This is a genomic window from Streptomyces sp. NPDC059201, from assembly GCF_042754585.1.
Lineage (GTDB): Bacteria > Actinomycetota > Actinomycetes > Streptomycetales > Streptomycetaceae > Streptomyces.
Genome location: NZ_JBHZBB010000001.1, coordinates 68,005 through 93,502, shown reverse-complemented (window position 1 = coordinate 93,502; position 25,498 = coordinate 68,005). Strand labels below are relative to the sequence as shown.

Below are 25,498 nucleotides of genomic sequence, written 5' to 3'. Positions count from 1 at the left end.
CGCCTGCCTCGGGGGCGTATGGGTCAGAAGTGGTCGGCGAGCCATGGTTCACGGTCGGTGGTGGCGGCCAGGAGCTGGGCGACGGTGCGCGGAGGGGCGGTCACTCCGGCCAGGGTGGCGGCGGCTGTGCTGCGGTACCCGCCGGCGTACCAGACGGCGAACTGCCCCCTGGTCAGGGTGATCTGTCCCGCGCGAGTGCTGGGTTCCAGAACGCCCTTCCCGGCGGTGACCCGGAGCGTGTAACGCTCGGTGGCCTCTCCGCTCTCGGTGACGATTTCGATCGGGAGGGCGAGGTCGACCTCATCGGGCCAGCCGCGCAGCCGTACCGCTTGGCGCAGATCCAGGATGCGGAGCATCCACGGGTGCCAGGACCGCGCGGTCGAAGAACGGCGAGTCGATGGCCGGGATGCCCGCTGCGGCGGCGCTGGTGACGAGCGCGGACCGGGCGTGCAGCATCGCGTCCCACCCCATGGCGCTTCCGGTGGCCGTCGCGTAGTCGGCCGTCCCGAACAGGACCCCGGCGATGCGACCGGCCCGCACGATCGACGCCAGCGCCTCCACGGCGCGCGGGGTCTCGATCAGTGCGTACAGCAGGGGCGTGTAGTCGGGGGTGTCGAGGACACCGGCGACGATCTCGACGTCGCGCGGCGATTCCACCTTGGGGATCAAGACGATCTGCGGCTTCACAGGGAGGGCCGCGAGGGCGGCGAGGTCGTGCACGCCGTCGAGGGTGGTGGGAGAGCTGATCCTGACACCGAGCGTGCTGTCGGTCATGGCGGAGGCGGCGAGGAAGCTGCGGGCGGCGGCCCGGGCGGACGGCTTGGCCGCAGAGGGCACGGAGTCCTCCAGATCCACCAGCGCGACGTCCGCGCCGCACCGGTACGCGGTCGGGAAGCGCTCGGACGCGTGGCCCGGGGTGATGAACCAGACCCCGGCCGGGGCCGTCGCGGCGGTCACCGGTCGGCTCCCCGCGACGCGAGGCTGCGAGCGGCCTCCGGGATCACGTCCTCCTGCCCGGCGATCACCTGACGGCGGCCGAGCTCCTGGAACAGGTCCCAGGGATGGACGCCCTCGCGCGCGGCGGCCTCCAGGACGGGCTTCTTGAACCCGGAGAACACGCCGGCGAGACCGGACGCAAGGCTGGTGGAGTCGATCGACGGCGGCGCGGGCATGAGGGTCTGCCCGGCGAGGTCGGCGGCATCGGCCAGGCGCCGGACGTCGATCCCGGTGGCGTGGCCGTAGCGCTCCAGCACGGGCACGAGGACTTCCAGTTGGGTGTTGCCCGCGCCCGCGCCGAACCCCCGGGCGCATGCGTCGAGGACGCGGGCACCGGCCTGGGCGGCGGCGAGGGAGTTGGCCACGGCCATGCCGAGGTTGTTGTGCCCGTGGAAGATCACGGGCACCTCCACGGCGGAGGCGATGGAGCCGATGCGGGCGGTGACGTCCTCGGGCAGGTAGAAACCGGCGCTGTCCATGATGCCGACGGCCTGGGCCCCGTATCCGACCAGGAGCGCGCTCTGCTCGGCGAGCTGCCCGGGGTCGGCCATGTGGCTCATCATCAGCACGGCCTGTGCTTCGGCGCCGAGCTCCCGGATCACTCCGAGATGGCGCTCGGCGGCGGTGGCCTCGGTGCAGTGCACCGCGATACGGGCCACGTCCGCGCCATGGCGTACGACGGCGTTGCGGAGGTCGGCGGAGGTGCCCCAGGCGGGCGCCATGAGGACGGCCATCTTGCTGTGCGTGAGGGCCTCGCGGGCGGTGGACAGCATCTCGTCATCGCTGATCCTGCTGTGCCCGACCTGGAAGGAGGACGCGCCCAGTCCGTTGCCGTGGCCGATCTCGACGACGGGGACGCGGGCCGCGTCGGCGGCGGTGGCGTAGGCGCGGATCTGATGGCGGTCGAGCTGGTGGCGCACGGCGTGCTGGCCGTCGCGCAGGGTCGGGTCGTGGACGATGAGGCGACCTTGATTGCTGGAGGTCATCGTGCGTTCTCCTTCACTGCCGAGATCCGGGCGAGGGCGTGCTGTTCGGCGGCGTGGATGGCGGCGGCGCTGATCACTTCGAGGTTCCCCGCGTGCACCGGCATGTCGGTGCGGGTGGCGGTGACCTCCACGGCCACGCGGATTGTGTCGTCGGCGACGGTGCACGAGGCCACGTGGAAGCCGGGGACGAAGGACCGCATGGTCTCGGCCGCGGAATCCACGATCGTGCGCACCGCCCCCGGTTCGGCGCCGGGGGCCAGGAGTGTCATCGCGCTGCGAAACCGTGGCGGCGGCGAGGCGGGGCTGATGTTCAGCATGGTCTTGACGGTGTCCGCCTCGGTGAACTGCTGGATCGCGGACTGGGTCGTCTCGATGTACTCGTCGAGGTTGAGGCGGCTGGCCCGGCCGACGCTCTTGGTGGCGGCCGTGGCCACCATCTCCAGGTGGAGGGTCGCGTAGTGCTGGGCGAGGGCGTGAAGGACGGGGATCGAGGTCTGGCCGCCGCACGAGGCGAGGCTGATGTGCTGGTGCGCGGCGGCCTGGTCGCCGTTGACGGCGGGAACGATCAGCGTCCCGGTGTGGGCGGGGGTCAGGTTGATGACGGCCGCTCCGGTGTCGGCGAGCCGGGCCGCGTGCTCGGGGTGGGCGAAGGCGTTGGTGACGTCGAAGACGATGTCGAACGTCTCGTCCGAGTCGGTCAGGGCGGCGATGCTGCCCGCCGCGGTGGCGCAGCCCATGTCGGCGGCCTTGCTCAGGCCGGTGCTGTCGGGGGTGCGGCCGACGACGAGGCCGCAGTGCAGGTGCGGGGAGTTCTGGATGCGCTCGACCAGGTCGAGGGCGAGAAGACCGGTACCGAGGACGGCCGTGTTCAGCACGTGTACTCCACTCATCGGAAGAAGCGGGTAGGACTCAGACGGCGTGCGTACGGATGGCGGGGAGCCGGGTCGACGTGGCCCGGATGTCCATGCCGGCGGTGAGCGGGATGCCGGCGTGCACGGAACCGGCCAGGACGATGTCGCCCGCGCGCAGCGTGGTCTTGAGGACGGGGAGGCGGTACGTCAGCCACATCAGTGCCTTGAACGGGTCGCCGAGGATGTCGCGTCCCTCCCCGGTCGCCACGGCCTTCTCGTTGACGCTCACCGTGATCCGCTCTGCGGAGACATCCCCGACATCGTCGATGGCGACCGGGGTGCCGGTGATGACACGGGCGCACGCGGCGTTGTCGGCGATACTGTCGACCAGCGTGATGTTCCAGTCGGTGAAGCAGGTGTCGAGGACCTCGAACGCGAGGAACACGTCCGCCACGGCGGCGCGGACTGTGCCCAGGTCCGCGGGGGCGTCCAGGTCGCGGCCGATACGGAAGGCGATCTCCGTCTCGATCCGGGGCGCCATGAAGTCCGCGATGCTCAAGCGGCTGCCACTGGGCGAGATCATGTCGTCGAGGACGCATCCGGAGTCGGGCTCGTGGATACCCATCTGCTGCTGCATGGCGAGCGAGGTCAGACCGATCTTGTGGCCGGCGACCCGGCTACCCGCCGAAATCCGACGCACCACGTTGAGCCGCTGAATGCGTTACGCGTCATCGAGGGTCAGGCCCGGGAACCGGCTGGCCAGCGGCGACACGGGGGTACGGGAGCGGCTTGCGTCCGCCAGCTCCTCGGCCAGGGCGGCGAGGGGCGCTCGCTTCTCGCCGTGGGGCACGTGGGAGTTCAGCAGCTTAGCCATCTGTGCTTCTCCTTAGCTGACTGTGGCGGAAGACTGCGGCTGGGGCGTTTCAGAAACTGGGCGTGCCGGCGATGGCCAGCCCGACTACGGCGAACGTGGTGACGACGACGAACGCGAGGACGGCGAGGTGCTGGCGCCAGCCGGGCCAGGGTCGTAACCGGGTCACAGGAGCTGGATGTTGTCCGCGGCCGTCGTCCACTCGATCCCACCCTTGGGACGGATGTGCGCGAGCCGCACGGTGCCGTGGCTGTGGAGTTCGTGCGTCACGGCGACGAGGACGCCCTCACCGCGCGAGGCGATGTCTCGGACGTTCTTGTTCAGGAGCGGGTGCTGTTCGTACCCGTCCGGATCGACCGGGTTCACGTCCCTACCTCCGGCCGGCTCTCGGTGCGGCGCATGAACTTCTCCCAGCCGTCGGCCGCTCGCAGACGCAGGGCCCGGCTCGGGGCACCCGGCTGGGGCTCCGGCGGCGTGTACCTCCGGCCGCTCGCACCGGGGGTTCTCCAGGGCAGTTCGGCGGTCGTCATGCGGTCGCTCCTCTCGTACGGGGCAGCAGCGGGCCGCAGGCCGACGGGGGCACCGCGACCCGCTGCTGCTTTCGGGGGAGCCGCCCGGAGGGTTCTTCAACCTCCGGGGGCGTGTGAACAGTGAACTCTCCTGCACGGAAAGTGAGTACCGTTGGCATGTCGCGAACTCGTTCAAGCCGTTCAAGATCGCCTTCGAGGAGCTGGAAGTGGCGGGGAGCCGGACACCGAACAGCCGGTTGGCGGACGTCATCGACGAGGCCGGGGTGACGTACTACGCGCTGGCCAGGGAGATTCGCATCGTGGCGGCCGAGGCCGGGGCGAAGTTGAGCACCGGGCCGTCCGCGGTCGCGTACTGGGTCGCCGGCGGTACACCATCCGGACAGACGCCGCTCTTCATCGCCGAGGCTCTCACTCGAAGGATGAAGCGGAAGGTGACGGTTGCCGAGATCGGTCTAGGCTGCCCAGCCAGCGGGGAGGCCCTGGGCGCTGATCTGCTGGCCACCGCTGCCGATCTCGGGAGATTCGTGATGCTCCGACGCAGGGATTTCCTGAACTCCGCCTTCGCCGCCGCTGCCGTCGCCCTTCCCCTCGGCTACGACCACGAAGCCGTCGCCGCCACGCTCAAGGCCGCGGAGACCGGCGGCAGCGTCGGCACAGAAGAGGTCGCGACGGTCCGGATGCTCACCGAGACGTTCCGAAGCTCGGACGAGAAGCTGGGCGGCGGCCACGGCCTGACCGCCGTCACCGCGTACCTGACCGACACCGTCACCCCCATGCTCGCGGCACGCTTTCCCTCTGACGCCGTACGCAGGCAGGCGTTCGGGGCGGCGGCCCAGTTGGCGACCCTCGTGGGCTGGAAGCACCACGATCTCGGCCGCGAAGGTGTCGCGCAGCGGTACTACCTGCTGGGGTATCAGCTCGCCTGCGAGGCCGACCCGTACGGGCACGCGGCGTGGATGATGCGGGCCATGACCCATCAGGCGCTCGACCTCGGCCATCCCGACGCCTGCGTGGAGTTGGCCGAGGAGGCCCTGCGCCGGGCGTCGGGGAAAGTCGACCGTCGGACCGAGGCGCTGCTGCTGGTCACCTGCGCCAGGGCGTACGGCACCAGCCGGGAGAGCGAGAAGGCGGCGCGGGCGCTGCTAGCTGCCGAGGACGCGGTATCGGACCTGCGGGAGCCGGTGTTGTCGTTCGCCGCCGCCTCCGGGCCCGTGACGGCCACGGTCGCCTCGCACACGGGCAAGACGCTGACCGCGATGAAGGACTACGCGGCGGCCGAGCGGCACTACCGCGCCGCGTTGACGGACCGCACGCCGGACACCTACCAGCGCGTTCACGGCCTGACCATGGTCAACCTGGGGAGATCGGTGGCCGCCCAGCACCGCCACGAGGAGGCCGTGGGCCTGTGGAGCCGGTCCCTGGACTTCATGGACGGCGTGGTCTCCGACCGCAACAGGCAGGAGATCAAGACGATCTATTCAACGGCGGCCGGATACCGCAAGCGCGGCGTGGCCGGCGCGAGAAGCCTGGAGCAGAAGGCGGCCGAGCTACTGCGGCCCGAGCACGAACGAACAGGAAGTGGACGCCATGAACGTGGGCGTGGTGGTGCTGACGATGGGCGACCGACCCCAGGAACTCCTGGCGCTCCTTGAGTCGGTGGCGCAGCAGGAAGGCGATCGTGCGACAGTCGTCGTACTGGGCCAGGGGGTGAAGCTCCCGCGGCTCCCGGAAGGCGTCTTGGGCGTCGAGCTGCCGGAGAACCTCGGCATCCCCGGCGGCCGGAACGAGGGCGTGCAGGCGCTGCGCGAGCACGGTGGTGTGGACGCCGTCGTGGTCCTGGACGACGACGGGATGCTGCCCCGCACCGACACCCTCCGCCTGGTACGGGAAGCGTTCGCCGAGAACCCGCGCCTGGGCATCGTGAGCTTCCGGATCGTGGACGAGGAAGGCGTCAGCCAGCGCAGGCACGTCCCGCGCCTCGGCGGCGCCGACCCGCACCTGTCCGGCCCGGTCACCACGTTCCCGGGCGGCGCCCACGCCATCCGCATGAGCGTGATCGACCAGGTCGGCGACTTTTCCGCGCAGTTCTTCTACGCCCACGAGGAAACCGACTTCGCCTGGCGCGCGCTCGACGCCGGATGGGAGATCGACTACCGGGCCGACATCCTCCTGCAACATCCGCGCACCGCAGCGTCCCGCCACGCCGTCTACTACCGCAACACCGGCCGCAACCGCGTCTGGCTGGCCAAGCGCCACCTGCCCGCCGTCCTCGTGCCCGTGTACCTCGCGACGTGGGCGGCGTACACGGTGGTGCAGCGGCCCCCGCTGGCCGGGCTCAAAGAGTGGTGGGCCGGATTCTTCGAAGGGGTACGCGTACCGTGCCCGCCGCGGCGTCCCATCCGGTGGCGGACCGTGTGGCGGATGACCCGGCTGGGTCGGCCGCCGGTGATCTGAGACGACGAAACCCCGCTGGTCCGGATCGCTCCGGGGCGGGGCCACGCGAGTCAGGAGTTCATTCTTTGTGCCGACCTTGATATCCATCGGCGTCGTTCCGCTGCTCAGCCGTTCGAACTGCTCGGCTGTGCCCTGCCTGTCCGGCGGCCACGTGAACTCGTCTTCCAGTGGCCATAGCGGGAGCAGCAACGCGTTCCCCGTGAACGGGAACACGTTGTGCTCGGCCGGCACCCGGGAGGAGTAGATCACCGCTGCCGGACCAAGCTCGACGACTTCAAGCCCTACCTGCATGAGCGATGGGACGAAGGGTGCACGAACGCCCGGATCCTCTGGGAAGCTCCATGCACCGCTGCGGCTGTCGACGTCTCTGGCGAGAGATGCAGCAAGATCGAGCCGTTGTGTCATGCCAGGGCGATATCCGTCCGGCTTAACCTGTCCTCGGATTGCCCCGACATGCCGACCAGGCGCTCTCGGAAGTCAGTAACATTCCTGGTCTGCTTGATCACCATCTGCTGCCCAGACTCGGCATCAAACGCTCTTGCCTTACACCGACGAAGCCAACCGTGCTCCCATCCTCATCTGGGCCCGGCGCTGAGTATGGAGTCCGCAGGGTTTGTCAGGCCGGCCTGTGGGCGACGAGCCGGTTCTGCTCGCCGTCGAAGATGCCGACCAGGGACTTGGCCTCCGGTCGGTGTCCGTCGAAGAGGCCCTGCTGGTCGACGTGAACGATCAGGATGTCGTGGCTGTCGATGACCTCAGAGATGCCCCGGGTCTCGATCGTGTCCGACCACGCGTCCAGGTTCCGACCGAACCACTCCGGCAGCCCGCACGCCTCGCTCACCGCGTCCCAGAAGTCGTTGAGTGTCTCGATCAGTCGGCCGCGCAGGTCGACGATCAGCTCGCTGTCCGTCATCGCAGCAGCCTAACCAGCCTCACCACGAGCCAATCACCGGCCCAAGAGCCAGGCTCTGGTCGGTCGTTCACCCAGGCGCTTGCTAACGTACATGCATGCATGTACGAAACCGATGGGACCGGTCAGCCGGGCGGGGCTCGGCCAGTCGTACCCGTTCCGGCCCGACCGAACGCAGCGCGCAGACCCGCGGCGCCCTGCTGGAGTCCGCCGCCCGGGGTTTGTCCCGGTACGGCTATGGCAACCTCGTGCTGGAGCAGGTGGCCAGGGACGCCGGGTACACCCGGGGTGCCCTCTACCACCAGTTCAAGGACAAGCAGGACCTGACCCTGGCCGCGCTCCAGTGGATCCTTGACAGCTGGGAGCAGGAGGTGGGCCGCCTCGTCGGCCAGGAATCGGAGCCCGTCGCGGCGCTGCTGGCCATGGCGCGCGGACACGCCGTCTTCTGCCGACGCGACTTCGCCCGCATGGCGATCGCGCTGCGGCTGGAGTTCACCGGGCAAGACCACCCCGTCGGGCGTGAGGTGGAGCGGAGCTACGACCAGCTGGTCACCCACTGCGTCCAGCTCATCGACGCCGGCCGCGAGGCAGGAACGATTCTTCCCGGCCCTCCGGCCCGAACTCTCGCGCTCGCCTTCGTCGGCGCCCTTGAAGGAACCGTCGTTGCCCTGGAGGGCCAGGCCCCGCATGACGAGCTGCTCGCCGACCGCGCTGTCGCCGGCGTGCTCGGGCTCGCCCCTGCTGCCCCCGACCGGACGCAGGACCACTGATGAGAATCCCGAAGAGCGCGCACACGTCCCGTCACTGGCGCATCCACGAGATCGCCCCGGACTTTCGCGTCGAGGACGTCTGGGTCCTTCCGACGCCCGGCGGCCCCGACGACTCTCCACTGCTGGTGGATTGGTTCGCGAAGGACGACGGCCCGAACCCGTTCTCCGGTGCCGCCCGTGTCCTGTTCGCGATCCGCTGGCACCTCGGGAAGCTGTTCGGCTGGGACAAGGCCGGTTCCGGCATCGGCTCCCGGGTGCCGACGCTGCGTACTCGGTTGCCGGAAGATCTGCGCAAGGGTCCGTACGGGCCGGATCTCCAGTCGGTGCCGTTCACCTCGGTCTACCTGACGGGCACCGAGTGGACTGCCGAGAGCGCCAACAAGACCGTGCATACCGTGATGCACATTGGCTGGGTCCCGGATGACGCCGGCGTCTACCGGGGTCAGATGGCTGTGCTCGTGAAACCGAACGGCCTGCTCGGCAGGATCTACATGGCCGCAATCGTGCCGTTCCGGTACCTGATCGTGTACCCGGCGCTGATGCGCATGATCGGACGGGGGTGGCGGGTCGGCACGCCGACCTGACTGCGGGCACCTCGGCAAGACCAAGACCGTCCCCGCCGGTCGATGAAGACGCCGCTACTCGGACTCGCCCGAGGCAAGTTCCCGAGAAGTTGAGGAGATGAAGGTGGAAGCAGGAAACAACCGTCCCGTCCACGACCGAGAGGGAGTGAACGGGGGTGATCGCGTGCTGACCGTCCGTCAACAGCACAACATTCCCTCGGCGATCCGCGCTCTCAGCCCGACCGACCCCGACTACATCGACGTCTTCACACTCATCACGAATGAAGCCTCACACAGGTCACCGGAGCAGTGGGCGCGCGCGGCGTTCGAAGACGTCGCGGGCATCCAAGGCCAATTCATCTGGCGGGTGCTTCTTGGCCTGCGTCTGAAGCGGCGGGCATCACCGGACCACGTGGCCGGATGGATGATCGCTGACCGCTGCGACGGAGGGATCCGGCTCGAAGCCCACTCCTGGATGCTGACCGGCCACCTCGTCGTCCACGTCGATGACGAGCAGGTGTCGCTGGCCACGATCCTCCGCTACGACCGGCCGATAGCGGCACGCATATGGTCGCCGCTGTCCGCAGTACACCGCCGAGTGGCACCCGACCTGCTGCGCGACGCGCACAAAGTACAGCAGCCGAGGCAACGCCGATGACGCCGTCCGCGAAGTACGACGAGATCGCGCGGACGGCACAGGTCCTCCTCGCTGGGGTGCCTGGACGGCGACGAGAGTGTTGTCCCGGTTCACCTCCCAGCCGATCCGTCCCGAACGGCGCGCCATACCGACGTATTCGCACATCCGCTTGCAGTCCCATTCGGTCTTCGCCAGTACGCCGTCGCTGAAGAGCACGTAGAACAGCTGGCGAAGGGAGACCGCCAGACGGGCCCGGTAGCGGTCGAGAACGACGTCGACCGCGGCCGGCACCTGCAGGGTCTCCCGCTCGGGCCGCCAGGCCGCCGGCTATCGGGCGCAGGGTCGGCGGGGCCTTGTGACGGCTACGTATACGGGATTGTCCGGATTCTGCGCAAGGCGGTGCGGAACCGGCGTCCATCTTCGGTGTCCGGGATTCCCCGCATGCGGTCCGGGTTCATGGAGGCGAAGGCGGCGATCGCGTGGGTGACTTGTCTCGGCCCGTTGCTTCGGTGTGCCGCCTCCAGCCGGTACAGCGCCTTGTAGAGCCTTGCGGACAGGGCCAGACCGCCGCTGAAGACGCGAGCCGCCTCCAGCAGCTAGGCGACCGGGTCCGGCGCTGCGGCGGCGGACCGGAGCCGATAGGCAGCCTGACGGCAGGCCGGTCGGCAATACCGGGAAGCCGCAACGGGCAGCCGTCACCGGCGTGCCGCAGTGCCCACAAGAAACCCCCGAGCCCCGGCCGCCGTGACGGCTACGTGTGAGGGAGGTCCGGCACGCCGCGGAGCACGTGACCCTCCGCAGCAGCGGCTCCGCACGCCGGACGACCGTCAGCCCGCAGGCCGCGCACAGGGTGGGAGGCAGAAGCTCGCCTCGGCCCGCCAGGCTCCACCAGAGCGACTTCGGCGTCCTTCGCTCGGAAACGGGACGGGAGAGGCCGGTGACCGGGTCGGCGCGGCCCTTCTCGTAGCACTGGGTACAGATCAGGAAGACCGAGGCGGTCGCTCGGCGGTCGTGGCGGAGCGCGCCGTTCACGAGGTATGTGGGGCCGGGGGCGAGAGCGGCGGAGCAGAGGGTGCATCTGCGGCGGGGGAGAGTCACGCCGGACTCAACGACCGCACGTGTAGCTGTCACTGGCCTGAACGCTCTTGGTGGCGGACGTGGCGGACGTGGCGGACGTGGCGGTGACAGGTCCGGGAACCCGCACGCAGAGCCGTCGTAGCCGCAGGTGCTTCCCGGCGAGGTGGCAGTGCGAGCGCTGGCTCGCTTCAGTGGCTGCCTCCGTGCTTGGGAAGTGGTCGATCGCGCTTACCACCACGCTGACCACCGGGAGTTATGGCCTTGTGACGGCGGGAGATTGCTGGCGGTCAGCACGGCGGTGAGGATGCGGACGAAGCGTGCGGTGACCTCGTACGACGCCCCTTCCTCGGGCGCTGCAACGCACCCCCGCCCCTGGTGGGGTGGAAGGAAGGCCGGCTGCGCCCAGCCACGACCACGACACCCCCTCGCCGACGTCCCGCCGCGTGAGCAGAGGCGGCCTCAGATCGTCGAGCTGTACCCGCCGGTCGACGACGACGGCTGGTACGCCTCGCAGGTGCGGGACTGGGTCGTGGTCTGCCCGGAGCTGGGCGATCCTGCGGTCCGCCTTTACCTGATCCTGCGGTCACTGGTGATCGACAAGCACGGGCCGGTGCGCAAGCTGACGCTCGCGGAGCTGTGCCACCTGCTGCCACGCAAGGCGGTGCCGGCGGGGGAGCGTGCCGAGCCGTCGAGTATCTCGCGGATCCAGGGCCTGCTCGACCAGCTCACCCGGGTCGGGCTGGTCACCACGCCGGAGGGGCGCAGGCTCACCACGTCCTCGCGGGCGCTGGCGGCCGGGCGGGGTGCGCATGCGTATCAACCTGATGCCGCGCCGGTCGTATGTCGGTCCGCGCCCGGGAGCTGGCCCAGGCCCGCCGCGAGGCCCGGAAGGAAGGGACGGGAGAGGTGCCGGAGGCGGGGTCGGCGGGGACGGGTCAGACCTCCGGCTCGGGGTCGGCGGGTCAGAATTCTGACCCGGATTCGGGGGCTGACCTGCAAGATCGCGAGTCCCCGCTCAGTCATACCGCTCAGACACCGACTCGTCCGTCCGTCCCCTCACGTAGTAGAGGCGACCGGCGGTGGAGAGGAAGGGACGGAGGGACGGACCGACGAGGAGCTGCGGTGAGTGGGGGAGGAGAGCCGACCTCGGGCCGCGGGCGCGGCCATGGAGCCGACGGCGGGCGGCGCGGGTGGGTACGGGCAGGTGCCGGGTGTGCGGGCGGAGATGACGCCCGGCCTCGACATCCTCTACCAAATCGGCACCCAGGTCCCGGTCCTTGCGCTCGGCCGCCGTCCCCTCGCCGACCAGGCTGCCTGCCTCGACGCCCTCATGTCACACACGCCCTGGACTGCCGATACCCTCCTGGCCGCGCTCGCCGCCCCGTTCGAAGGCCCCGTCCGCACCAGCGCCGGCGCGGTCGTCTCAGCCCGCATCAACGCCCTGCCCTCCACCCCATAGCCCGGGGAGATCCGGCACACGCTCGTCGAGGAGGCGGCCCGCCGAGTCATGGCTGAGTGCACCCGGTGCGGCCGCCCGCCCGAGGCCGGCACGGACCTGTGCACCGAGTGCGCAGGCTGCCCGACCTGCCCGACCTGCCCGCGCCGGACCCCCACCGGCGAGTCATGCCGCCACTGCGCCGCAGCCGGCCTCACCGCGGCCACGCTGGCCGCACGGTGCGAAGGCCACGACGGCACCGGCTGCGGAGCGCCGCTGCTCGAGAACGGCCCGCTCGGGCCCCTGTGCGGACCGTGCGAGACCATGGCCCGGACGGAGCGCGACCGGCAGTGGGAGGAAACCGTCCTCGCCGCGAGCGCGGCCGCGGTCGCCGACCACGCCTGTAGAGCAGGCTCTGCGCACAGCCGAAAGCCTGTCCTGGTGGAAAACCGGGGCAGGCCTCGTCATTTGATGGGTCAGCTCCGGCCAGGGCCAGCCGTCAGGCCCCACCCGATGTCACCCTGCGCACCCCATTCAGGGTCGAGCAGCCCCCATCCGGCGTCGCATAGCATCCCCTTCCTGTGCAGTGGCCCCATGATCAGAGGCTGGGCCGACGCTAACCCTGACCGGCCGCGACACGGAACATGTGCACGGGGGTGTTTCAGGATGCGCGGCGGTGAATGCGGTCGGCTCGACGAGCGGTGCTCCAGCGACATGCGTAGGACGTCCCCGCCCGGCCAGACAGACGACGAGAAGGGCCGGACCGAGCCGGAGGGACTGCGCTGGTGGAGGTGGGCAAGGGCAGTGCGCGGGCCCCACGGGCGTCATCAGCGCTGGTGCTCAGATTCGGTCGAGGTCGGCGGCCTTCGCGATCCGACTCCAGCAGCGTGAGCGCCCGCTCGATCTCCTCCTCCGCGAGGTCCACCGCCGGGGCGCAAGCTCGGCGGGGGAGCGGATCTCGTCGCCCCAGTGCAGCCCCTGGATCAGCAGGGCGTCGCCGTGCGGGCGCAGGATGCCGAGACGCTCGCGCTCTGTTGACTGAACTAGTGCCGTCGTTTTCGCAGGTCAGAGGCTCTTCCTGCTAGCTTTCGCGCATGGTTGATCCAAGGGGTCCCGGTCGGGATCTTGCGCTTCTTGTATTGCCCGAGGTCGGACGGTTGGACGAGACCGGCGACTTCTGGGAGCCCTACAGGCTGCTTGACCCTGCGGGTGAGGTCGTGGCGCCGGTCTCGGCGTATTTCGCCGAGCTTCAGGCAGCGAACAGTTCTGGGGCGACGGTCCGTTCGTACGGTATGGATCTGCTGCGGTGGTTTCGCTTCTTATGGGTGCGGGACGTGGCGTGGGATCGGGCGGAGCGGTCGGATGCCCGGGACTTCGCCCGGTGGATGCGGTTGGCCGACAAGCCTGTGCGGGTTCACTGGCGCCGCCGTGGTGAGGCTGCGGCAGCAGCGCTGGCCGCTGGTCGGCCGGAGACAGGGGTGCCGAATCTTGTGACGGGGAAGTCTGCGCCGGGGGCGAAGTATGCGGCGTCGACGCGTGCTCACTGCGAGACGGTGCTGCGCTCGTTCTACGACTTCCACCTCGACACGGGCACGGGGCCGGTCGTCAATCCGTTCCCGTTGGACCGTTCGCGGAGGGTGCAGCGCGCGCACGCGCACCACAATCCGATGGAGGTGTACCAGCGCGAGAAGAGCGGACGGTACCGTCCGGTGGTGCCCCGGCGCATTCCACGGCGGATCCCGGACGGGAAGTTCGACGAGCTGTTCGCCGGTCTGCGGTACCACCGCGACCGTGCGCTGCTGGCGTTCTGGGTGTCGACGGGGGCGCGGGCGGAGGAGCTGCTGACCGGCTGTCAGGCCGGGGCCGACCCCGGGCGTCAGGTGATTGAGGTGCGGCGTAAGGGGACCGGGGAGGTCCAGTTGCTGCCGGCATCGCCGGACGCGTTCGTGTGGCTGCGGCTGTATCAGGAGGAGTTGCGGCGTATGGGGGCGCCGCGCGGTGGTGGGCTGCCGCTGTGGTGGACATTGCGGCGGCCGTGGCGGCCGTTGAACTACCCGGCGGCGCGGGCGATGTGTTTCAGCGCGCCAATGCGGTGCTCGGATCGAACTGGTCGCTGCACGATCTGCGGCACACCGCGGCGTACCGGATGGCCCGCGATCCGCAGCTGCCGCTGACCGATGTCCAGTGGGTGCTGGGGCACCGGCGGATCACCACGACGCAGATCTACCTGGCCCCCGACACGGCCGAGGTCACCGAGCATGTCCTGGCCCATCATGCCCGGCGGGGCCAGGCGCGGCCCGCGGGGCCGGTGCCGCGGGAGGGCTACCACCCGGCCAGTCTCGCGGTGATGTTCGGCGGATCGCGGTGAGCCGCGAGACCCACCCTGTTCCGGCCGCGCGGCGTGCGGTGGTCGTTCCCGTCGCGCCTAAGGCCGTCGGGCGCAGCGAGGCCGTGGTGCAGTTGCGGGAACGCTTTCCGCCACGGCCTGCGCCGGTCGACTGGCCTGCGACGCGCTGGGCCCGCGAGGAGATCTGTCGCGGCATCCCTGGCATGGTGCAGGGCCGCGTGAGCGTGCGAGAGGTGGTCCGCGGCGCCGACCGCCTGCTGGCGTGGCTGGAGCAGTGGCCGGGCGAGACCTGGCAGGCCCGGTGGCTGGCCAGCGGTGCCCAGGACTGCCCCGCCGATCGGTGGCGAGCCGGTCGGCTGCCGCCGTTCTTCGCGGGGCTCACGCCACGTCAGACGGCCGACCTCTCCTACGGGCTGAGGGCGTTGATCTGCGCCGATGTCCTGCGTCCAGATGTCCGCTGGATGGTGACGCGCAAGTGGCCGAACCTGCTCGACGGGCTGCACGGGCGCGACCCGGAGGGCATCACTGAGCTGCGGGCGCGGGCTGCCGCGGCGGGCAGCGAGGTGCGGCCCCAGGGCGTGAACGAGGCGTTGGGAAAGATCGCGGTGATCCTCGCGTGCAAGGGCGGCCTGGTTGCGGACATCACCGTCGGGGACTGCGTCGAGTACAACGAGGCCAAGGATCAGGCGAGCGGGCCGAGCGGCGGCAGCGACAAGAGCCTTTTCTACGTCCTGCTGCACTCCATGGGGGTCTTCCCGCCGGACGCACCCACAACGATCAGGGTGTTCGGACGCGCCCGCGGGCAGCTGAGCGTCGAACAGCTCGTCGACCGCTACGGGCTGGTCTGCCGTCCGGTGCGGGACGTGATCGTCGACTACCTGCGCGAGCGGCAGCCGCGTCTGGACTACACCACCCTCAATCAGCTCTCCTCGATCCTGGCCAAACTCTTCTGGGCCGATCTGGAGGCCCATCATCCTGGCATCGACTCGCTGCGCCTGGACCCGTCCGTGGCTGTGGCGTGGAAGTCGCGGATGCAGACGAAGACCCGCCGGATCCGCCTGCCTGACGGCACTGTCGGCGAGGTGCGCAGCCCGCGACTGGCCGCACCGGAGGACCTGGGCCGGGTGCGTGCCTTCTACCTGGACATCGCCCAGTGGGCGGTCGACGACCCCGCCCGCTGGGCGGCGTGGGCGGTGCCGTGCCCGATCAGCGCGGGCGAGGCGAACTTCGCCAAACAGGTGCGGCGCCGCAAGGCGCGTATGGACCAGCGCACCCGTGAGCGCCTGCCAGTCCTGCCGCAGCTGGCCGCTGCCGTCGCCGCAGAACACCGGCGCGCCGCCGAACTCCTGGAAACCGCGCGGGCCACCGTGCCGGGCACGTCCTTCACCGCCGCCGGCCAGGTGTGGCAGTGCTCCGTGCGCCCCTACGCGCACGGAGTGTGGGCCGACGACCCGCAGCAGGCGCGACGGAATCTGGAGACCGAGGAGAAGGATGCGTTCTGGGCCTGGGCGGCGGTGGAGGTCCTACGGCATACCGGCATCCGGATCGAGGAACTTCTGGAGCTGAGCCACCACGCCATCGTCCAATACCACCTGCCCTCGACCGGGGAAGTGGTACCGCTGCTGCAGATCGTCCCGTCCAAGACGGACGAGGAGCGGCTGCTGCTGGTCACCCCGGAACTCGCCGACGTACTGAGCCACGTGGTGCGCCGGGTCCGCGACGCGACCGGGGCGGTGCCCGTAGTACCGGCCTACGACACCCACGAGAAGGTGTGGCTGCCGCCGATGCCCTGGCTGTTCCAGTACCCGCGCGGCGGGGAACGGCGACGGATGACCCCCGGAAGCATCCGGAGGATCCTCACACGCGCGCTCAGCACCCTCGGCCTGGCCGGCGCCGACGGCACACCTTTGCAGTGGACGCCGCACGACTTCCGCCGGATGTTCGTGACCGACGCCGTAGTGAACGGCCTGCCCCCGCACATTGCGCAGATCATCTGCGGACACAAGGACATCACCACGACGATGGGCTACAAGGCCGTCTACCCCGGCGAAGCGATCGAGGCGCACCGCGCGTTCGTCGCCTGCCGCCGAGCGCTGCGCCCGGGCGAGGAGTACCGCACCCCGTCGGAGGAGGAATGGGAGGAATTCCTTGGCCACTTCGAACGGCGCAAACTCTCCGTGGGCACCTGCGGACGCGCGTTCGGCACCGCGTGCGTCCACGAGCACGCCTGCGTGCGGTGCGCGACCCTGCGCCCCGATCCCGCGCAACGGACGAGGCTGCAGGAGACCCGGGACAACCTCGTGGTGCGCATTGCGGAGGCTGAACGCGAGGGCTGGCTCGGCGAGATCGAGGGCCTGCGCGTCAGCCTGGCCGGCGCCGAGCACAAGCTGAGCCAACTCGACGACCACGAACACCGTCCCGGCCGCACGGTCGATCTGGGCATGCCCGGATTCGGGGACGTCATCGGCCGGTCCGTCAGGGCCGGCACCGGCACCTGACAGCGCGCTCGGCCTTGCACGCACGGGTGGCATGTCGTAGCGGTGGCCGCCGGCTCGGGCAGGCAGGCCAACACCAACGGCTTGGGCACGCCGGCTGTCACGTGGCCGACGTGGCACCTTCGTGTCGGCCAACCTCTGGCCTGGAAAGGAAGATCCGGCGGGCTGGCAGCTCGATTTCCGTGACGACGACGGCGATCTCCTCTCCGGCCTCGAATTCTTCCACTGGGCTCACCGCCGGCGGAACCTTCTAAATCGCGCTGCCAGCTTGGTGTGGCGGGTGCTGAACCGGTCCATCAGCCTGATCGCCGTGTCGTGGCGGAGGTTGCGGGCCCAGTCGTAGGCAGTTTCGCCGTTGACCGCGAGATGTGGATCAGCACCGTATGCCAGGAGGATCGCGGTTAGTGCGCTGTCGCTCGGTTCCCCCGACTGGTTCGCGACATCGACCTCTGTGTCGATGGCGTGCATCAGCAGGGTCATCTGGCAGCAGACTTCATCAGCGTCGGCTCCCTCATCGAGAATGCGCGTGAGCGTGGCGTGGTCGCTGGACTCCACCGCTTGATGAGCGGGCGTCCAGGGGCTCTCCATCTTGAGGGCATCCTCAATCGTCAGGGCATCCACGCAGGGCATTCTGCCCGATGGAACGCGACCTTGATCGGCCGGACAGGTCCTAGTTCAGAGAAGGCCGCGCAGGGCGTACTTCGCGACGGCGACCATGTCGGTGCGGTCGAGGGCGCGACGCAGGAGGACGTACGGCTTGGCTGCGACTGTGGGCTGCTTCGGCACGACAGCCTGGCGCCGGCTGCGGGAGTGGACCGAGGCCGGTGTCTGGCCGCGTCTGCACGCCGTCCTGCCGACCGAACTACACCGCGCTGACCTGCTCGGCCTGGACGACTGCGCCGTGGACGGTTCTCACGTCCGGGCCCTCAAAGGGGGATCACGTCGGCCCCTCGCCCGTTGACCGTGCCCAGCTCCTGCCGCTGCTGGACGCAGTCCCAGCGATTCGGGGTCTACGAGGCCGTCCCCGCCGCAAGCCCCGGCGCCTGGGCCGGTATCCTCGGCTGCCGGGGCAGCGGGGAGATCGGACGCGGAGGTACGGGTGGAGTTCCGGCTGCTCGGGTCCGTCGCGGTCGCGACGTACGGCGGCGACGTCGCCCCGGGGCCGGCGAAGCGGGCCAGCCTGCTGGCCGCGCTGCTGCTGCGCCCCAACACGTCCGTGCACGTGACGGCGCTGATGGACGCGCTGTGGGAGGACGAGCCCCCGACGCACGCCAAAGCGGTGCTCCAGGGGCACGTTCTGGCACCCACAGCCCGCGCCACCACCACGGCGATGTTCCTCGGCGGCCACCGAGGATCCGGCCCCGCAGCGGGTCGTTCCGGCTGGGCCGGTGAAGACGCGGGAGAGCGCGTCGCCCGGCTATCGCCGTGCTCTCGCCGTTCACCGCGCGGTCGCCCCGCCCCGCCAGGAGGACCCGGCCCTGACCGCCGCCGTCGTACGGCAGGAGCAGATCCGCCGCGAGTTCGCCGCCACCGCTTTCCCAGACGTCGAGCAGCACCAGGAGAGCGAGGTGCCGATGTCGCTCGAAGGCGTCCGTGCCCAGCAGCGTCGGACCGCCGAAGCCGGCCGCACCAAACGGATCCGCAACACCGCCAGGAGCAGCCTCAACCACCGTGGCGAGAGCTGAAGTCAGCTCACCCGCAACTCTTGACCATTACTCCTCGTCCTCTGCCGCTGTGTGTTCGATGCCTGCACTGGAGCCGACCGGTTCAACACCGCTGATGAGACTGCAGCCTGCGGGACCGTCCTGTCGCTGCTCTTCTCCGCCGGTAACTGCGAAGTGGGCGCCTAACTCTTCGGTGACGACCAGGGCTGCTCGACGCGGCCCAAAAGTGGACCCAGCCCGGTCGACCGAGCGCGGCCGGGCAGCAAGCACCACGTCCTCGTCGACGGGCAGGGCAACCGCTCGCCGTGTCTTTGACCGGCGGAAACCGCAACGACGTCACCCAGTTGCTGCCCCTGCTCGCCAAGGTCCCGTCCGTCGCCGGCCTGGTCGGCCGGCCCAGGCGACGACCGGACACACTGCTGGCCGACCGCGGCTACGACCACGACAAATACCGCCGTCTCCTCTGGGCCCAGGGCATCAGACCGGTCATCGCCCGCCGCGGCGTCCCCCACGGCTCCGGACTCGGCGTCCACCGCTGGGTCGTCGAACGCACCATCGCCTGGCTCCACGGCTTCCGCCGCCTATGCGTCCGCCGGGAACGACGCGACGACATCCACGAAGCCTTCCTCGGCCTGCCACCTGCCCCATCACCCACCGACACGTCCGACGCCCTTGTTAGGACCTGTTAACGAGTTCGTGCACGGTAGGCGGTGAGACGTCGAGCCTTGGATGATCGATCATGGTCGGGTGGTGGGGAACACGTCTCGTGCAGTGATCATCAGCAACCGTCGGGTCACGGGCATGTCGGCCGAGGTGATTGCTGAGCTCATCGCCGAGGTGGATCCGTTGTGGCATGAGTGTCATCAGCGACAGGCTTGCCGCTCGGCCGCGGAAGCGGGCCGTGGGCGCCGGTGCCCGGCATCGGCTGGTGTTCGTCGACCGGCTCTTGGCAACCCTCGTTCATCTCCGTCACGGCGCCACGCGCGATGCGTTGGCCTGCTGGTTCGGTGTGGACCGTTCCACCATCACCCGCGCCATCGGCGAGGTGCGGCCCCTGTTCGCCGAGCGGGGATGCACCGTCAGTTCCGGCGTGCGGCTGCGTTCCCTGGCCGTGGTTGTCGAGCACCTCGGTGCGGTGGGAAGACCGGCATCATCGACGGCACCGAAATCCGGGTCCGGCGGCCCGCCGCCGGCCGAAAGGACCGAGACCGGTTCATCTCCGGGAAGAACAAGCAGAACGCCGTCAAGTCCATGGTGGTCACGGACGGCGAAGGCCGCGTGTTGTGGTGCAGCCCGGCCGAGCCCGGAAGCTGTGCGGACATCACTCATGCCCGCCAGTTGGGCCTGGTCAAGCTCTTGGCCGACGGACCCGCGGCGGAGATCCTTGCTGATGCCGGCTACCAGGGCCTCGGCGCCGAGACTGGCGGACGCGTGGTGACACCACCGCACCGCAAGTTCAAGAAGGACGCTCCTGACTGGTACGAGGAGATGTACGAGCGACAGCGGTAAGCGCACTCCTCACGCCGCATCCGGGTCGAGCACGGCATCGCCCACCTCAAGAACTGGCGGGCCCTGACCCGCCACCTCGGCCGCCGCGAGCACATGTGCGACACCGTCCAGGCTGTCGCCGGCCTGCTCTCTCATCAGCAGACCGCGGACCTGATCCCGGCATGGCAGATGTGAACACCGAGCCCCGCAGGAATCCTTGACGTCGCGTCGCCTACCGTGCACGAACTCGTATGGGCTGTCCCGTAAACGATCTTCAGAAGGCAAGGCTCGGTTCAGGCACGCAGCTTCCTCGGAGGCTCTGCTCGTGTGCTGCTTCAGCCGCGGGCGGGGAAGTCGGGGTGGTCGGCGTAGGGTGAAGCAAGGTCGCGCAAGTTGTGGCACGGCCAGGGGTCGCGGGCGTGGCGGGCCAGGATGCGCCGCTTGGCCTCGATCTCGCGCAGGACGCGGGCCGGGTCGTGGAGGGCCACGTGCAAGGCAATCGTGGGGTGGAAGCCGGAGAGGTCGACCTGGCAGAAGTCGACCGTGTGCCCGTGGGCAGACCACTCACCACATCCGTCACCGTCGCAGCGTCGGGCCAAGTCGGCCTCCTCATCCAGTCGCGCCTCAAGGAACCTCACCAGCTCTTCAGTCATAGGGGCATTCTCGCGTTGTGCGGGGCGCCATGAAACGATCTTGTGGTGGTAGGTGTGATCACGGCGTCGGAGCCGTCCTGGATAGTTCCGTTCACGGGGCTGAGCCCGCGACAGTTCGGGAAGCTGGTGACGGTGCTGCGACGCGAGGGTGCGGACGCGGTCCGCAAGGGCCGGCCGTGGAGTCTTCCGTTGGCGGACCGGCCCTGCTGGTCGCGGCGTACTGGCGCACGAACCTGACCATGCGGCAGCTCGCTCCGCTGTTCGGGGTCAGGTCGTCATCGACGCTGACACCCGCCTGGTGGTCGTGGTGGGCCGGCCGCTCGCCGGGAACCGCAGCGACGTAAGGCGTGGGAGGAATCCGGTGCCAAGGCCGCCGTTGGAAGAACACTGACGATTGCCGACGGCGGCTATCCCGGCACCGGGTTCGTCGTGCCGCACCGCCGGCGCAAGGGCGAAGAGCTTTCGGACTGGAAGCAGGCGCACAACGCGTCCCACAAGCAGGTCCGTGCTGTGTCGAGCAGGTCTTCGTCCGGATGAAGACCTGGAAGATACTCCGCGATTGCCGCTTCAAGGGCGACGGGGTCCACCACGCCATGCTCGGCATCGCCCGGCATGCACAATCTCACCCTCGCCGGATAGGCGAGCGGAGCGCACCATGGCCGCCCCTGCCCCGGCGACTCAAAGGTCATTCACGGGACAGCCCTTAGAGGTCCTAACAAGGGCGTCGGACGTGTCGGTGGGTGATGGGGCAGGTGGCAGGCCGAGGAAGGCTTCGTGGATGTCGTCGCGTCGTTCCCGGCGGACGCATAGGCGGCGAAGCCGTGGAGCCAGGCGATGGTGCGTTCGACGACCCAGCGGTGGACGCCGAGTCCGGAGCCGTGGGGGACGCCGCGTCGGGCGATGACCGGTCTGATGCCCTGGGCCCAGAGGAGACGGCGGTATTTGTCGTGGTCGTAGCCGCGGTCGGCCAGCAGTGTGTCCGGTCGTCGCCTGGGCCGGCCGACCAGGCCGGCGACGGACGGGACCTTGGCGAGCAGGGGCAGCAACTGGGTGACGTCGTTGCGGTTTCCGCCGGTCAAAGACACGGCGAGCGGTTGCCCTGCCCGTCGACGAGGACGTGGTGCTTGCTGCCCGGCCGCGCTCGGTCGACCGGGCTGGGTCCACTTTTGGGCCCCTGCGGGCGGCCCGGACATGGCTGGAGTCGATCACCGCCCGCGACGCTGAGCAGATTCCCGGCTGCTACCGGCGACGTGATCGACTTCGAGTCCATTCCGTTCGAAGACCGCCTGTGGTGGGACGATGAGGAGCACTGGACGAGGATGGCGGCGGAGTTGCTCTCCTCGTACGTACAGCGGGGTGAGCGGATCGCCGTCATCTGGGGCAACTATCTGATGCCGACCGTGACCATGCCTGCGGATGTTGCGGTCCGACATGCGCGGGACATCCTGGACGCAGGGCCGCACTTCTGGATCCACCCGCTTGGCGGTTCGGTGCTCATCGAATGCCTAATGGATGGACAAGTGACGGTCGTGACGATTCCGTCAAGCTAAGTACAGACCATCGAGAATGCCCCGCCGAGGAATCGGCGGGGCATTCTCGATGGTCTCCAATCGATGTTCGCGGACAAGCGGCAAGATTCTGAATTGTCTGAGCAGGTAAGGCGGAGGCGAATGCGGTCCGAGAATCACGATCGGGAACCTATCTGAGAGATCTCGTGACACTGAGCCTCTTTGATCCTGAATAGCTGCAGGTCAGCAATGTGGGTACGGCTTGGACGATGGTGCCGATGCGGCGGGTGGAGCATCTGGCTCGTCGGAGGATCCGCCAGGACTTCAACTGCGGGAAAGCCCGCTCTCCCGGTGCCCGGAGCCTGGCATGGTCGCGGTTGAACTGCTGGTAGTGCTCGGGCTGTTCGCGGTGGTGGTAGTACGGGGTGCAGACCGTGGCGCCGGCGCCCTGATAGGCACGGCCCGCGAGCACGAGGACCTGCCTGGTCAGGCATGCCTGGACGATGCCGTGGGCCCGGGCCGCGGTCAGATCGTGGGTCCGGCCCGGCGTTGTGCGGGAGAACCACAGCGGTGTGCCGTCAGCGCGGGCGATGACCTGCACGTTCATCCCATGCTTGTGGTGCTTCATCGAGTAGTACGGCGCGTCCGCACGGATCCGGTCGGATGGGATCAGAGTGCCGTCAACGATGACGAAGTCGCCTTCACCGAGACCGGTGAGCGCTTCGTGGAGGTTGGGTGCCCAGCAGGCCAGGACATCCAGCGTCTCGTCCACGTACCGCCAAGCCGTGGCCTGGGATATCCAGAAGCCCGCTCCGAGCTGCGAGAACGTCTCGTTCTTCCGCAGATGGGTGAGAAGCGCCTGCTTGAAGCAGCCGAGCCTGCGCCAACGTGTGTTGCGGGCTCGGCGGTGTTCATGCAGCAGCCAGGAAAAATACTCGACCAGCTCGTACGGGACGTCGAGCATGGCAGGTTACGGAACCACCAGGGCCCCTTCGTCACCGGCGTGTTGAGTGAGATCACCACGCCAACGATCAGGGGCCCTGCCTCGTCACCACACCAGCTGACCAGCCCATTTCGCCCTCCGGCACAGGATGAAAGAGGCTCACTGATCACCCCATAGCCCACTGCGATAACAACAGTCCTGACCCGTGATCGCTCTCGTCGGCGCGGATGGATAGGCACCACAGCGCAGCGGATCGCGGTTCCTCAACTCGGCTCTTCTGGCGCGGCCACAGTGCCGTCGAGCCGTAAGCCGTACTCCGTGAGGGCGCGCAGCCCCGGCGCGGCCTCCGGTTCCCGGTCGGCCAGGTACGGCAGGACGTGCGTGGCGCTGCCGCTGCCCGCGACGGCTCGGCGGCACAACTCGTCGACGTGGCCGTTTTCCGCGAGACGGTTGACCACTTGTGTATCCGAGTAGTCGTCACCCGCCGCCGCTCGGTCCGCCAATTCGGCGAGACGGCCGGTCTTGGCCAGTAGATTGGCGAGCCGCCGGGCGTCGTACTTGTTCAGGCCCGGGGATCCTCCCGGAGCAGCGCTAGCAACCCCACGTCCCTGCTATGTCGTTCCAGTACGATGACCAGCCGCCCCCTGCCGTCGTATTCCCCTGTATCCATGGCATGGTGCCAGAGGGCGATCGCCTCGTCTACGCGGCCGCTCTGCTCCAGGTAATCGGGGACAGGTACGAGCGGGGAGGCAGATCGCCGCAGGCCGCGCGCTCTTCGATCTCGGCGATCCGTCCCTGCTCGGCAAGGGTACGCGCCACCTGATCTTGGGCACGCCAGTTCCCCGCTCCCGCGCGGGCGATCAGTTCGTCCCACCGGCCGGAATCCACGAGCATCGACGCAACGACAGCGTCGAGGTCGTCGTTGTCGCCGTGGTCGCGCTCAAAGGCGAGCGCGACCTCAAGCACCGCCTCTATCATGCCCAGTTCCTTGTACAGGTTCATCTCTGGCCACGGTCCGTATGGCGACGGCTGCCAGGCCGCACACACGGTCTTCGCGTGGGCGACGACCCCCGAGTCCTCAGCGGCGCGTTCCCGCCAGTGACTGGTCAGGGAGCGCTTGGCTGCCTCCGAGCCGTCGACCGCCATGACATCCAACTCGTCGAGGCGGCTCGCCGCGACGAGCAGTCCACCAGCAGTTGCTCGCAGGTGAAGTCGTCGGGGTTCTCGGCCGACCAGGCCCGCAGAACTCGGCTGTAGACAGGTCTTTGTTCTTGCCGGCCGTGTTTGCCCGGGGGTTGGCGCCGCGTGGTCCCCGTTCGGTCACGACCGTGAACGGTCTTCCTGTTACCGGTAGTTCAACCGAGAGTGCATTTACGTCGAAGTGTCCGGTGATGGCGCTTTTGCTGGGTTGAGGTTTTGGCGATTCCTGTGTCGAGGCAGGTGCTCTACTCGCCGTAAATGTGCACCGTCATCCAGGCCGTTTGCCACGCTGTCGGCCTGCGGCTATCCAGGATGGAAGGGGTTATTGGGTTCTTGGTGTGATGTGGTGGTGTGGGTGACGGCGGCGATGGCGTTGTGGCTGTGGATGCTTTCGAGGTTTTTTGCGGTGATGTGGTGGGTGAGGTTTCGGTCGCGGCAGGCGAGGCTGATGTTTCGGATGACGTCTTCTACGAAGAGGGGGCGGTCGTAGGCGTCCATGGTGACGATGCGTTCGTCGGGGCGTTTGATGAGGGGGATGACGGGGGCTGAGCCGGCGTTTCGCAGGAGTTGGATGATGGTGTGGACGGGGAGGGGGTAGGGGGTGTCTGGGGTTCCGGTGATGCGGAGAGCGACGTGGCTGCGTTGGTTGTGGGCGCCGTAGTCGGAGATGGTTTTCGAGCACGGGCACAGGGTGGTGACGTGTGTGGTTACCGATGTGGAGACGGTGCAGTGGTCGCGTGTGATGCGGCCGGCGATGGTGATGTCGTGGGTTTGCCAGGACGTCATCTTGCTGGCGGGGGCGGTGACGGCGGTAGCCAGGGGCAGGGTGAGGGTAAGGGTGAGGCTCGGTGCGTCCAGGAGGGTGAGTCCGCGTTTGAGGGTACGGGGCAGTTCCTGGGGGGTGAGGGTGTTGATCTCGTCGTGGACGAGGGCGACCATGCGGCTCATGTGGGTGCCGCGCCTGTCGGCCTGAAGGCCGACAGTGACGGTGATGTCGGCGATGGCCTGCTGGCGGATGTAACCGTCGTCGAAGAGGAGAGGGTAGCGAAGGTCGCTGATTCCGACTTCATCGATGGGGATTCCGCGGTCGTCGCGTTCGTTCTGGACGTCGTGCACGGGT

Annotated in this window: 27 protein-coding genes and 7 pseudogenes; 16 read left to right on the top strand and 18 right to left on the bottom strand. The window is 69.0% G+C overall.

What is annotated here, in order from left to right; translation table 11 throughout:
* Positions 1-23 precede the first annotated feature (23 nt).
* The 8 genes from ACFXMG_RS00465 to ACFXMG_RS00430 form a co-directional block, all read right to left on the bottom strand.
* The gene (locus tag ACFXMG_RS00465) at positions 24-356 is read right to left on the bottom strand and encodes a sterol carrier protein domain-containing protein (protein WP_383813342.1); all 333 of its coding nucleotides are present in this window, start codon (positions 354-356) and stop codon (positions 24-26) included.
* Complete coding sequence (locus ACFXMG_RS00460) at positions 301-957, bottom strand: aldolase/citrate lyase family protein (RefSeq protein ID WP_383813340.1); 657 nt, start codon at positions 955-957, stop codon at positions 301-303. The genes ACFXMG_RS00465 and ACFXMG_RS00460 overlap by 56 nt, the downstream gene beginning before the upstream one ends.
* The gene (dmpG, locus tag ACFXMG_RS00455; RefSeq protein ID WP_383813338.1) at positions 954-1,982 is read right to left on the bottom strand and encodes a 4-hydroxy-2-oxovalerate aldolase; all 1,029 of its coding nucleotides are present in this window, start codon (positions 1,980-1,982) and stop codon (positions 954-956) included. Before dmpG ends, ACFXMG_RS00460 begins: the two co-directional genes overlap by 4 nt.
* Positions 1,979-2,857 (bottom strand): acetylating acetaldehyde dehydrogenase, encoded by an 879-nt coding sequence (locus ACFXMG_RS00450; RefSeq protein WP_384338786.1) that lies wholly within the window; start codon positions 2,855-2,857, stop codon positions 1,979-1,981. Before ACFXMG_RS00450 ends, dmpG begins: the two co-directional genes overlap by 4 nt.
* Positions 2,858-2,891: 34 nt before the next feature.
* On the bottom strand, positions 2,892-3,536 hold the full coding sequence (locus ACFXMG_RS00445; RefSeq protein ID WP_383813335.1) for a 2-keto-4-pentenoate hydratase: 645 nt from the start codon (positions 3,534-3,536) through the stop codon (positions 2,892-2,894).
* Between the two features lie 18 nt (positions 3,537-3,554).
* Positions 3,555-3,707: a hypothetical protein gene (locus ACFXMG_RS00440; protein WP_383813333.1), complete on the bottom strand. Its 153-nt coding sequence runs from the start codon at positions 3,705-3,707 to the stop codon at positions 3,555-3,557.
* Between the two features lie 162 nt (positions 3,708-3,869).
* Entirely contained in the window at positions 3,870-4,070 is a 201-nt protein-coding gene (locus ACFXMG_RS00435; protein WP_383813331.1) for a hypothetical protein, read from the bottom strand.
* Positions 4,067-4,234: a hypothetical protein gene (locus tag ACFXMG_RS00430; RefSeq protein WP_383813329.1), complete on the bottom strand. Its 168-nt coding sequence runs from the start codon at positions 4,232-4,234 to the stop codon at positions 4,067-4,069. Before ACFXMG_RS00430 ends, ACFXMG_RS00435 begins: the two co-directional genes overlap by 4 nt.
* A 206-nt stretch (positions 4,235-4,440) precedes the next feature.
* On the opposite strand from ACFXMG_RS00430, the gene ACFXMG_RS00425 reads away from it, so the two are divergent.
* Positions 4,441-5,886 carry a tetratricopeptide repeat protein gene (locus ACFXMG_RS00425; RefSeq protein ID WP_383813940.1) on the top strand — a complete coding sequence of 482 codons (1,446 nt, stop codon included), beginning with the start codon at positions 4,441-4,443 and terminating at the stop codon, positions 5,884-5,886.
* Positions 5,822-6,688, top strand: a complete 867-nt coding sequence (locus tag ACFXMG_RS00420) for a glycosyltransferase family 2 protein (RefSeq protein ID WP_383813327.1) — start codon at positions 5,822-5,824, stop codon at positions 6,686-6,688. The genes ACFXMG_RS00425 and ACFXMG_RS00420 overlap by 65 nt, the downstream gene beginning before the upstream one ends.
* A gap of 616 nt (positions 6,689-7,304) precedes the next feature.
* Here ACFXMG_RS00420 and ACFXMG_RS00415 read toward each other — a convergent pair.
* Positions 7,305-7,601: a barstar family protein gene (locus ACFXMG_RS00415; RefSeq protein ID WP_383813326.1), complete on the bottom strand. Its 297-nt coding sequence runs from the start codon at positions 7,599-7,601 to the stop codon at positions 7,305-7,307.
* A gap of 95 nt (positions 7,602-7,696) precedes the next feature.
* Between ACFXMG_RS00415 and ACFXMG_RS00410 the strand changes: the two genes are divergently transcribed.
* The 7 genes from ACFXMG_RS00410 (at position 7,697) to ACFXMG_RS00380 (ending at position 16,925) form a co-directional block, all read left to right on the top strand.
* The gene (locus ACFXMG_RS00410) at positions 7,697-8,368 is read left to right on the top strand and encodes a TetR/AcrR family transcriptional regulator (RefSeq protein ID WP_383813325.1); all 672 of its coding nucleotides are present in this window, start codon (positions 7,697-7,699) and stop codon (positions 8,366-8,368) included.
* Positions 8,368-8,952, top strand: a complete 585-nt coding sequence (locus tag ACFXMG_RS00405; RefSeq protein ID WP_383813323.1) for a DUF2867 domain-containing protein — start codon at positions 8,368-8,370, stop codon at positions 8,950-8,952. The genes ACFXMG_RS00410 and ACFXMG_RS00405 overlap by 1 nt, the downstream gene beginning before the upstream one ends.
* A 97-nt stretch (positions 8,953-9,049) precedes the next feature.
* On the top strand, positions 9,050-9,589 hold the full coding sequence (locus tag ACFXMG_RS00400) for a hypothetical protein (RefSeq protein ID WP_383813321.1): 540 nt from the start codon (positions 9,050-9,052) through the stop codon (positions 9,587-9,589).
* 2,182 nt (positions 9,590-11,771) lie between these two features.
* Positions 11,772-12,104: a hypothetical protein gene (locus ACFXMG_RS00395; RefSeq protein ID WP_383813320.1), complete on the top strand. Its 333-nt coding sequence runs from the start codon at positions 11,772-11,774 to the stop codon at positions 12,102-12,104.
* 1,133 nt (positions 12,105-13,237) lie between these two features.
* Entirely contained in the window at positions 13,238-14,254 is a 1,017-nt protein-coding gene (locus ACFXMG_RS00390) for a site-specific integrase (protein ID WP_383813318.1), read from the top strand.
* Positions 14,152-14,448 (top strand): site-specific integrase, encoded by a 297-nt coding sequence (locus ACFXMG_RS00385; protein WP_383813316.1) that lies wholly within the window; start codon positions 14,152-14,154, stop codon positions 14,446-14,448. Before ACFXMG_RS00390 ends, ACFXMG_RS00385 begins: the two co-directional genes overlap by 103 nt.
* Complete coding sequence (locus ACFXMG_RS00380; protein WP_383813314.1) at positions 14,445-16,925, top strand: tyrosine-type recombinase/integrase; 2,481 nt, start codon at positions 14,445-14,447, stop codon at positions 16,923-16,925. The genes ACFXMG_RS00385 and ACFXMG_RS00380 overlap by 4 nt, the downstream gene beginning before the upstream one ends.
* 228 nt (positions 16,926-17,153) lie before the next feature.
* Here the strand turns inward: ACFXMG_RS00380 and ACFXMG_RS00375 are convergent, their stop codons facing one another.
* Both ACFXMG_RS00375 and ACFXMG_RS00370 read right to left on the bottom strand, forming a co-directional pair.
* Complete coding sequence (locus ACFXMG_RS00375; RefSeq protein ID WP_383813312.1) at positions 17,154-17,543, bottom strand: ankyrin repeat domain-containing protein; 390 nt, start codon at positions 17,541-17,543, stop codon at positions 17,154-17,156.
* Positions 17,544-17,606: 63 nt separating this feature from the next.
* Positions 17,607-17,687 (bottom strand): annotated as a pseudogene (locus tag ACFXMG_RS00370) (hypothetical protein); the annotation flags it as partial.
* 4 nt (positions 17,688-17,691) lie between these two features.
* Between ACFXMG_RS00370 and ACFXMG_RS00365 the strand changes: the two are divergent.
* The 5 genes and pseudogenes from ACFXMG_RS00365 to ACFXMG_RS00345 form a co-directional block, all read left to right on the top strand.
* A pseudogene (locus ACFXMG_RS00365) lies at positions 17,692-17,968 on the top strand (IS5/IS1182 family transposase); the annotation flags it as partial.
* A gap of 342 nt (positions 17,969-18,310) precedes the next feature.
* Complete coding sequence (locus ACFXMG_RS00360) at positions 18,311-18,607, top strand: hypothetical protein (RefSeq protein WP_383813310.1); 297 nt, start codon at positions 18,311-18,313, stop codon at positions 18,605-18,607.
* A gap of 201 nt (positions 18,608-18,808) precedes the next feature.
* Positions 18,809-19,275: pseudogene (locus tag ACFXMG_RS00355) on the top strand (IS5 family transposase); the annotation flags it as partial.
* Between the two features lie 164 nt (positions 19,276-19,439).
* A pseudogene (locus ACFXMG_RS00350) lies at positions 19,440-19,601 on the top strand (transposase family protein); the annotation flags it as partial.
* A gap of 56 nt (positions 19,602-19,657) precedes the next feature.
* A complete protein-coding gene (locus tag ACFXMG_RS00345; RefSeq protein WP_383813308.1) occupies positions 19,658-20,095 on the top strand; it encodes a transposase family protein in 438 nt (145 codons plus the stop codon).
* Between the two features lie 9 nt (positions 20,096-20,104).
* Here the strand turns inward: ACFXMG_RS00345 and ACFXMG_RS00340 are convergent, their stop codons facing one another.
* The gene (locus ACFXMG_RS00340) at positions 20,105-20,230 is read right to left on the bottom strand and encodes a hypothetical protein (protein ID WP_383813306.1); all 126 of its coding nucleotides are present in this window, start codon (positions 20,228-20,230) and stop codon (positions 20,105-20,107) included.
* Between the two features lie 179 nt (positions 20,231-20,409).
* Positions 20,410-20,727, bottom strand: a complete 318-nt coding sequence (locus tag ACFXMG_RS00335; protein ID WP_359103754.1) for a DUF6221 family protein — start codon at positions 20,725-20,727, stop codon at positions 20,410-20,412.
* A 45-nt stretch (positions 20,728-20,772) separates the two neighbouring features.
* On the opposite strand from ACFXMG_RS00335, the pseudogene ACFXMG_RS00330 reads away from it, so the two are divergent.
* A pseudogene (locus tag ACFXMG_RS00330) lies at positions 20,773-21,366 on the top strand (transposase family protein).
* Positions 21,367-21,405: 39 nt separating this feature from the next.
* Here the strand turns inward: ACFXMG_RS00330 and ACFXMG_RS00325 are convergent.
* Positions 21,406-21,945, bottom strand: a pseudogene (locus ACFXMG_RS00325) (IS5 family transposase); the annotation flags it as partial.
* Positions 21,946-21,977: 32 nt separating this feature from the next.
* Here ACFXMG_RS00325 and ACFXMG_RS00320 point away from each other — a divergent pair.
* A complete protein-coding gene (locus tag ACFXMG_RS00320) occupies positions 21,978-22,277 on the top strand; it encodes a hypothetical protein (protein ID WP_383813304.1) in 300 nt (99 codons plus the stop codon).
* 148 nt (positions 22,278-22,425) lie between these two features.
* Here ACFXMG_RS00320 and ACFXMG_RS00315 read toward each other — a convergent pair.
* From ACFXMG_RS00315 to ACFXMG_RS00300, 4 genes and pseudogenes are all read right to left on the bottom strand, one after another.
* Positions 22,426-23,258, bottom strand: a pseudogene (locus tag ACFXMG_RS00315) (transposase family protein).
* A 183-nt stretch (positions 23,259-23,441) separates the two neighbouring features.
* Complete coding sequence (locus tag ACFXMG_RS00310) at positions 23,442-23,636, bottom strand: hypothetical protein (RefSeq protein WP_383813302.1); 195 nt, start codon at positions 23,634-23,636, stop codon at positions 23,442-23,444.
* A 241-nt stretch (positions 23,637-23,877) separates the two neighbouring features.
* Positions 23,878-24,180 (bottom strand): hypothetical protein, encoded by a 303-nt coding sequence (locus ACFXMG_RS00305; protein ID WP_384119445.1) that lies wholly within the window; start codon positions 24,178-24,180, stop codon positions 23,878-23,880.
* A gap of 501 nt (positions 24,181-24,681) precedes the next feature.
* Complete coding sequence (locus ACFXMG_RS00300; RefSeq protein WP_384119442.1) at positions 24,682-25,494, bottom strand: GTP cyclohydrolase I FolE2; 813 nt, start codon at positions 25,492-25,494, stop codon at positions 24,682-24,684.
* Positions 25,495-25,498: the final 4 nt, after the last annotated feature.

Excerpts from the sequence above, each read along its gene's own strand:
- ACFXMG_RS00465 (WP_383813342.1), bottom strand. The coding sequence starts at position 356 with ATGCTCCGCATCCTGGATCTGCGCCAAGCGGTACGGCTGCGCGGCTGG.
- dmpG (WP_383813338.1), bottom strand. The coding sequence starts at position 1,982 with ATGACCTCCAGCAATCAAGGTCGCCTCATCGTCCACGACCCGACCCTG.
- ACFXMG_RS00440 (WP_383813333.1), bottom strand. The coding sequence starts at position 3,707 with ATGGCTAAGCTGCTGAACTCCCACGTGCCCCACGGCGAGAAGCGAGCG.
- ACFXMG_RS00430 (WP_383813329.1), bottom strand. The coding sequence starts at position 4,234 with ATGACGACCGCCGAACTGCCCTGGAGAACCCCCGGTGCGAGCGGCCGG.
- ACFXMG_RS00420 (WP_383813327.1), top strand. The coding sequence starts at position 5,822 with ATGAACGTGGGCGTGGTGGTGCTGACGATGGGCGACCGACCCCAGGAA.
- ACFXMG_RS00415 (WP_383813326.1), bottom strand. The coding sequence starts at position 7,601 with ATGACGGACAGCGAGCTGATCGTCGACCTGCGCGGCCGACTGATCGAG.
- ACFXMG_RS00410 (WP_383813325.1), top strand. The coding sequence starts at position 7,697 with ATGCATGTACGAAACCGATGGGACCGGTCAGCCGGGCGGGGCTCGGCC.
- ACFXMG_RS00405 (WP_383813323.1), top strand. The coding sequence starts at position 8,368 with ATGAGAATCCCGAAGAGCGCGCACACGTCCCGTCACTGGCGCATCCAC.
- ACFXMG_RS00400 (WP_383813321.1), top strand. The coding sequence starts at position 9,050 with ATGAAGGTGGAAGCAGGAAACAACCGTCCCGTCCACGACCGAGAGGGA.
- ACFXMG_RS00345 (WP_383813308.1), top strand. The coding sequence starts at position 19,658 with ATGCACCGTCAGTTCCGGCGTGCGGCTGCGTTCCCTGGCCGTGGTTGT.
- ACFXMG_RS00340 (WP_383813306.1), bottom strand. The coding sequence starts at position 20,230 with ATGAGAGAGCAGGCCGGCGACAGCCTGGACGGTGTCGCACATGTGCTC.
- ACFXMG_RS00335 (WP_359103754.1), bottom strand. The coding sequence starts at position 20,727 with ATGACTGAAGAGCTGGTGAGGTTCCTTGAGGCGCGACTGGATGAGGAG.
- ACFXMG_RS00305 (WP_384119445.1), bottom strand. The coding sequence starts at position 24,180 with ATGAACCTGTACAAGGAACTGGGCATGATAGAGGCGGTGCTTGAGGTC.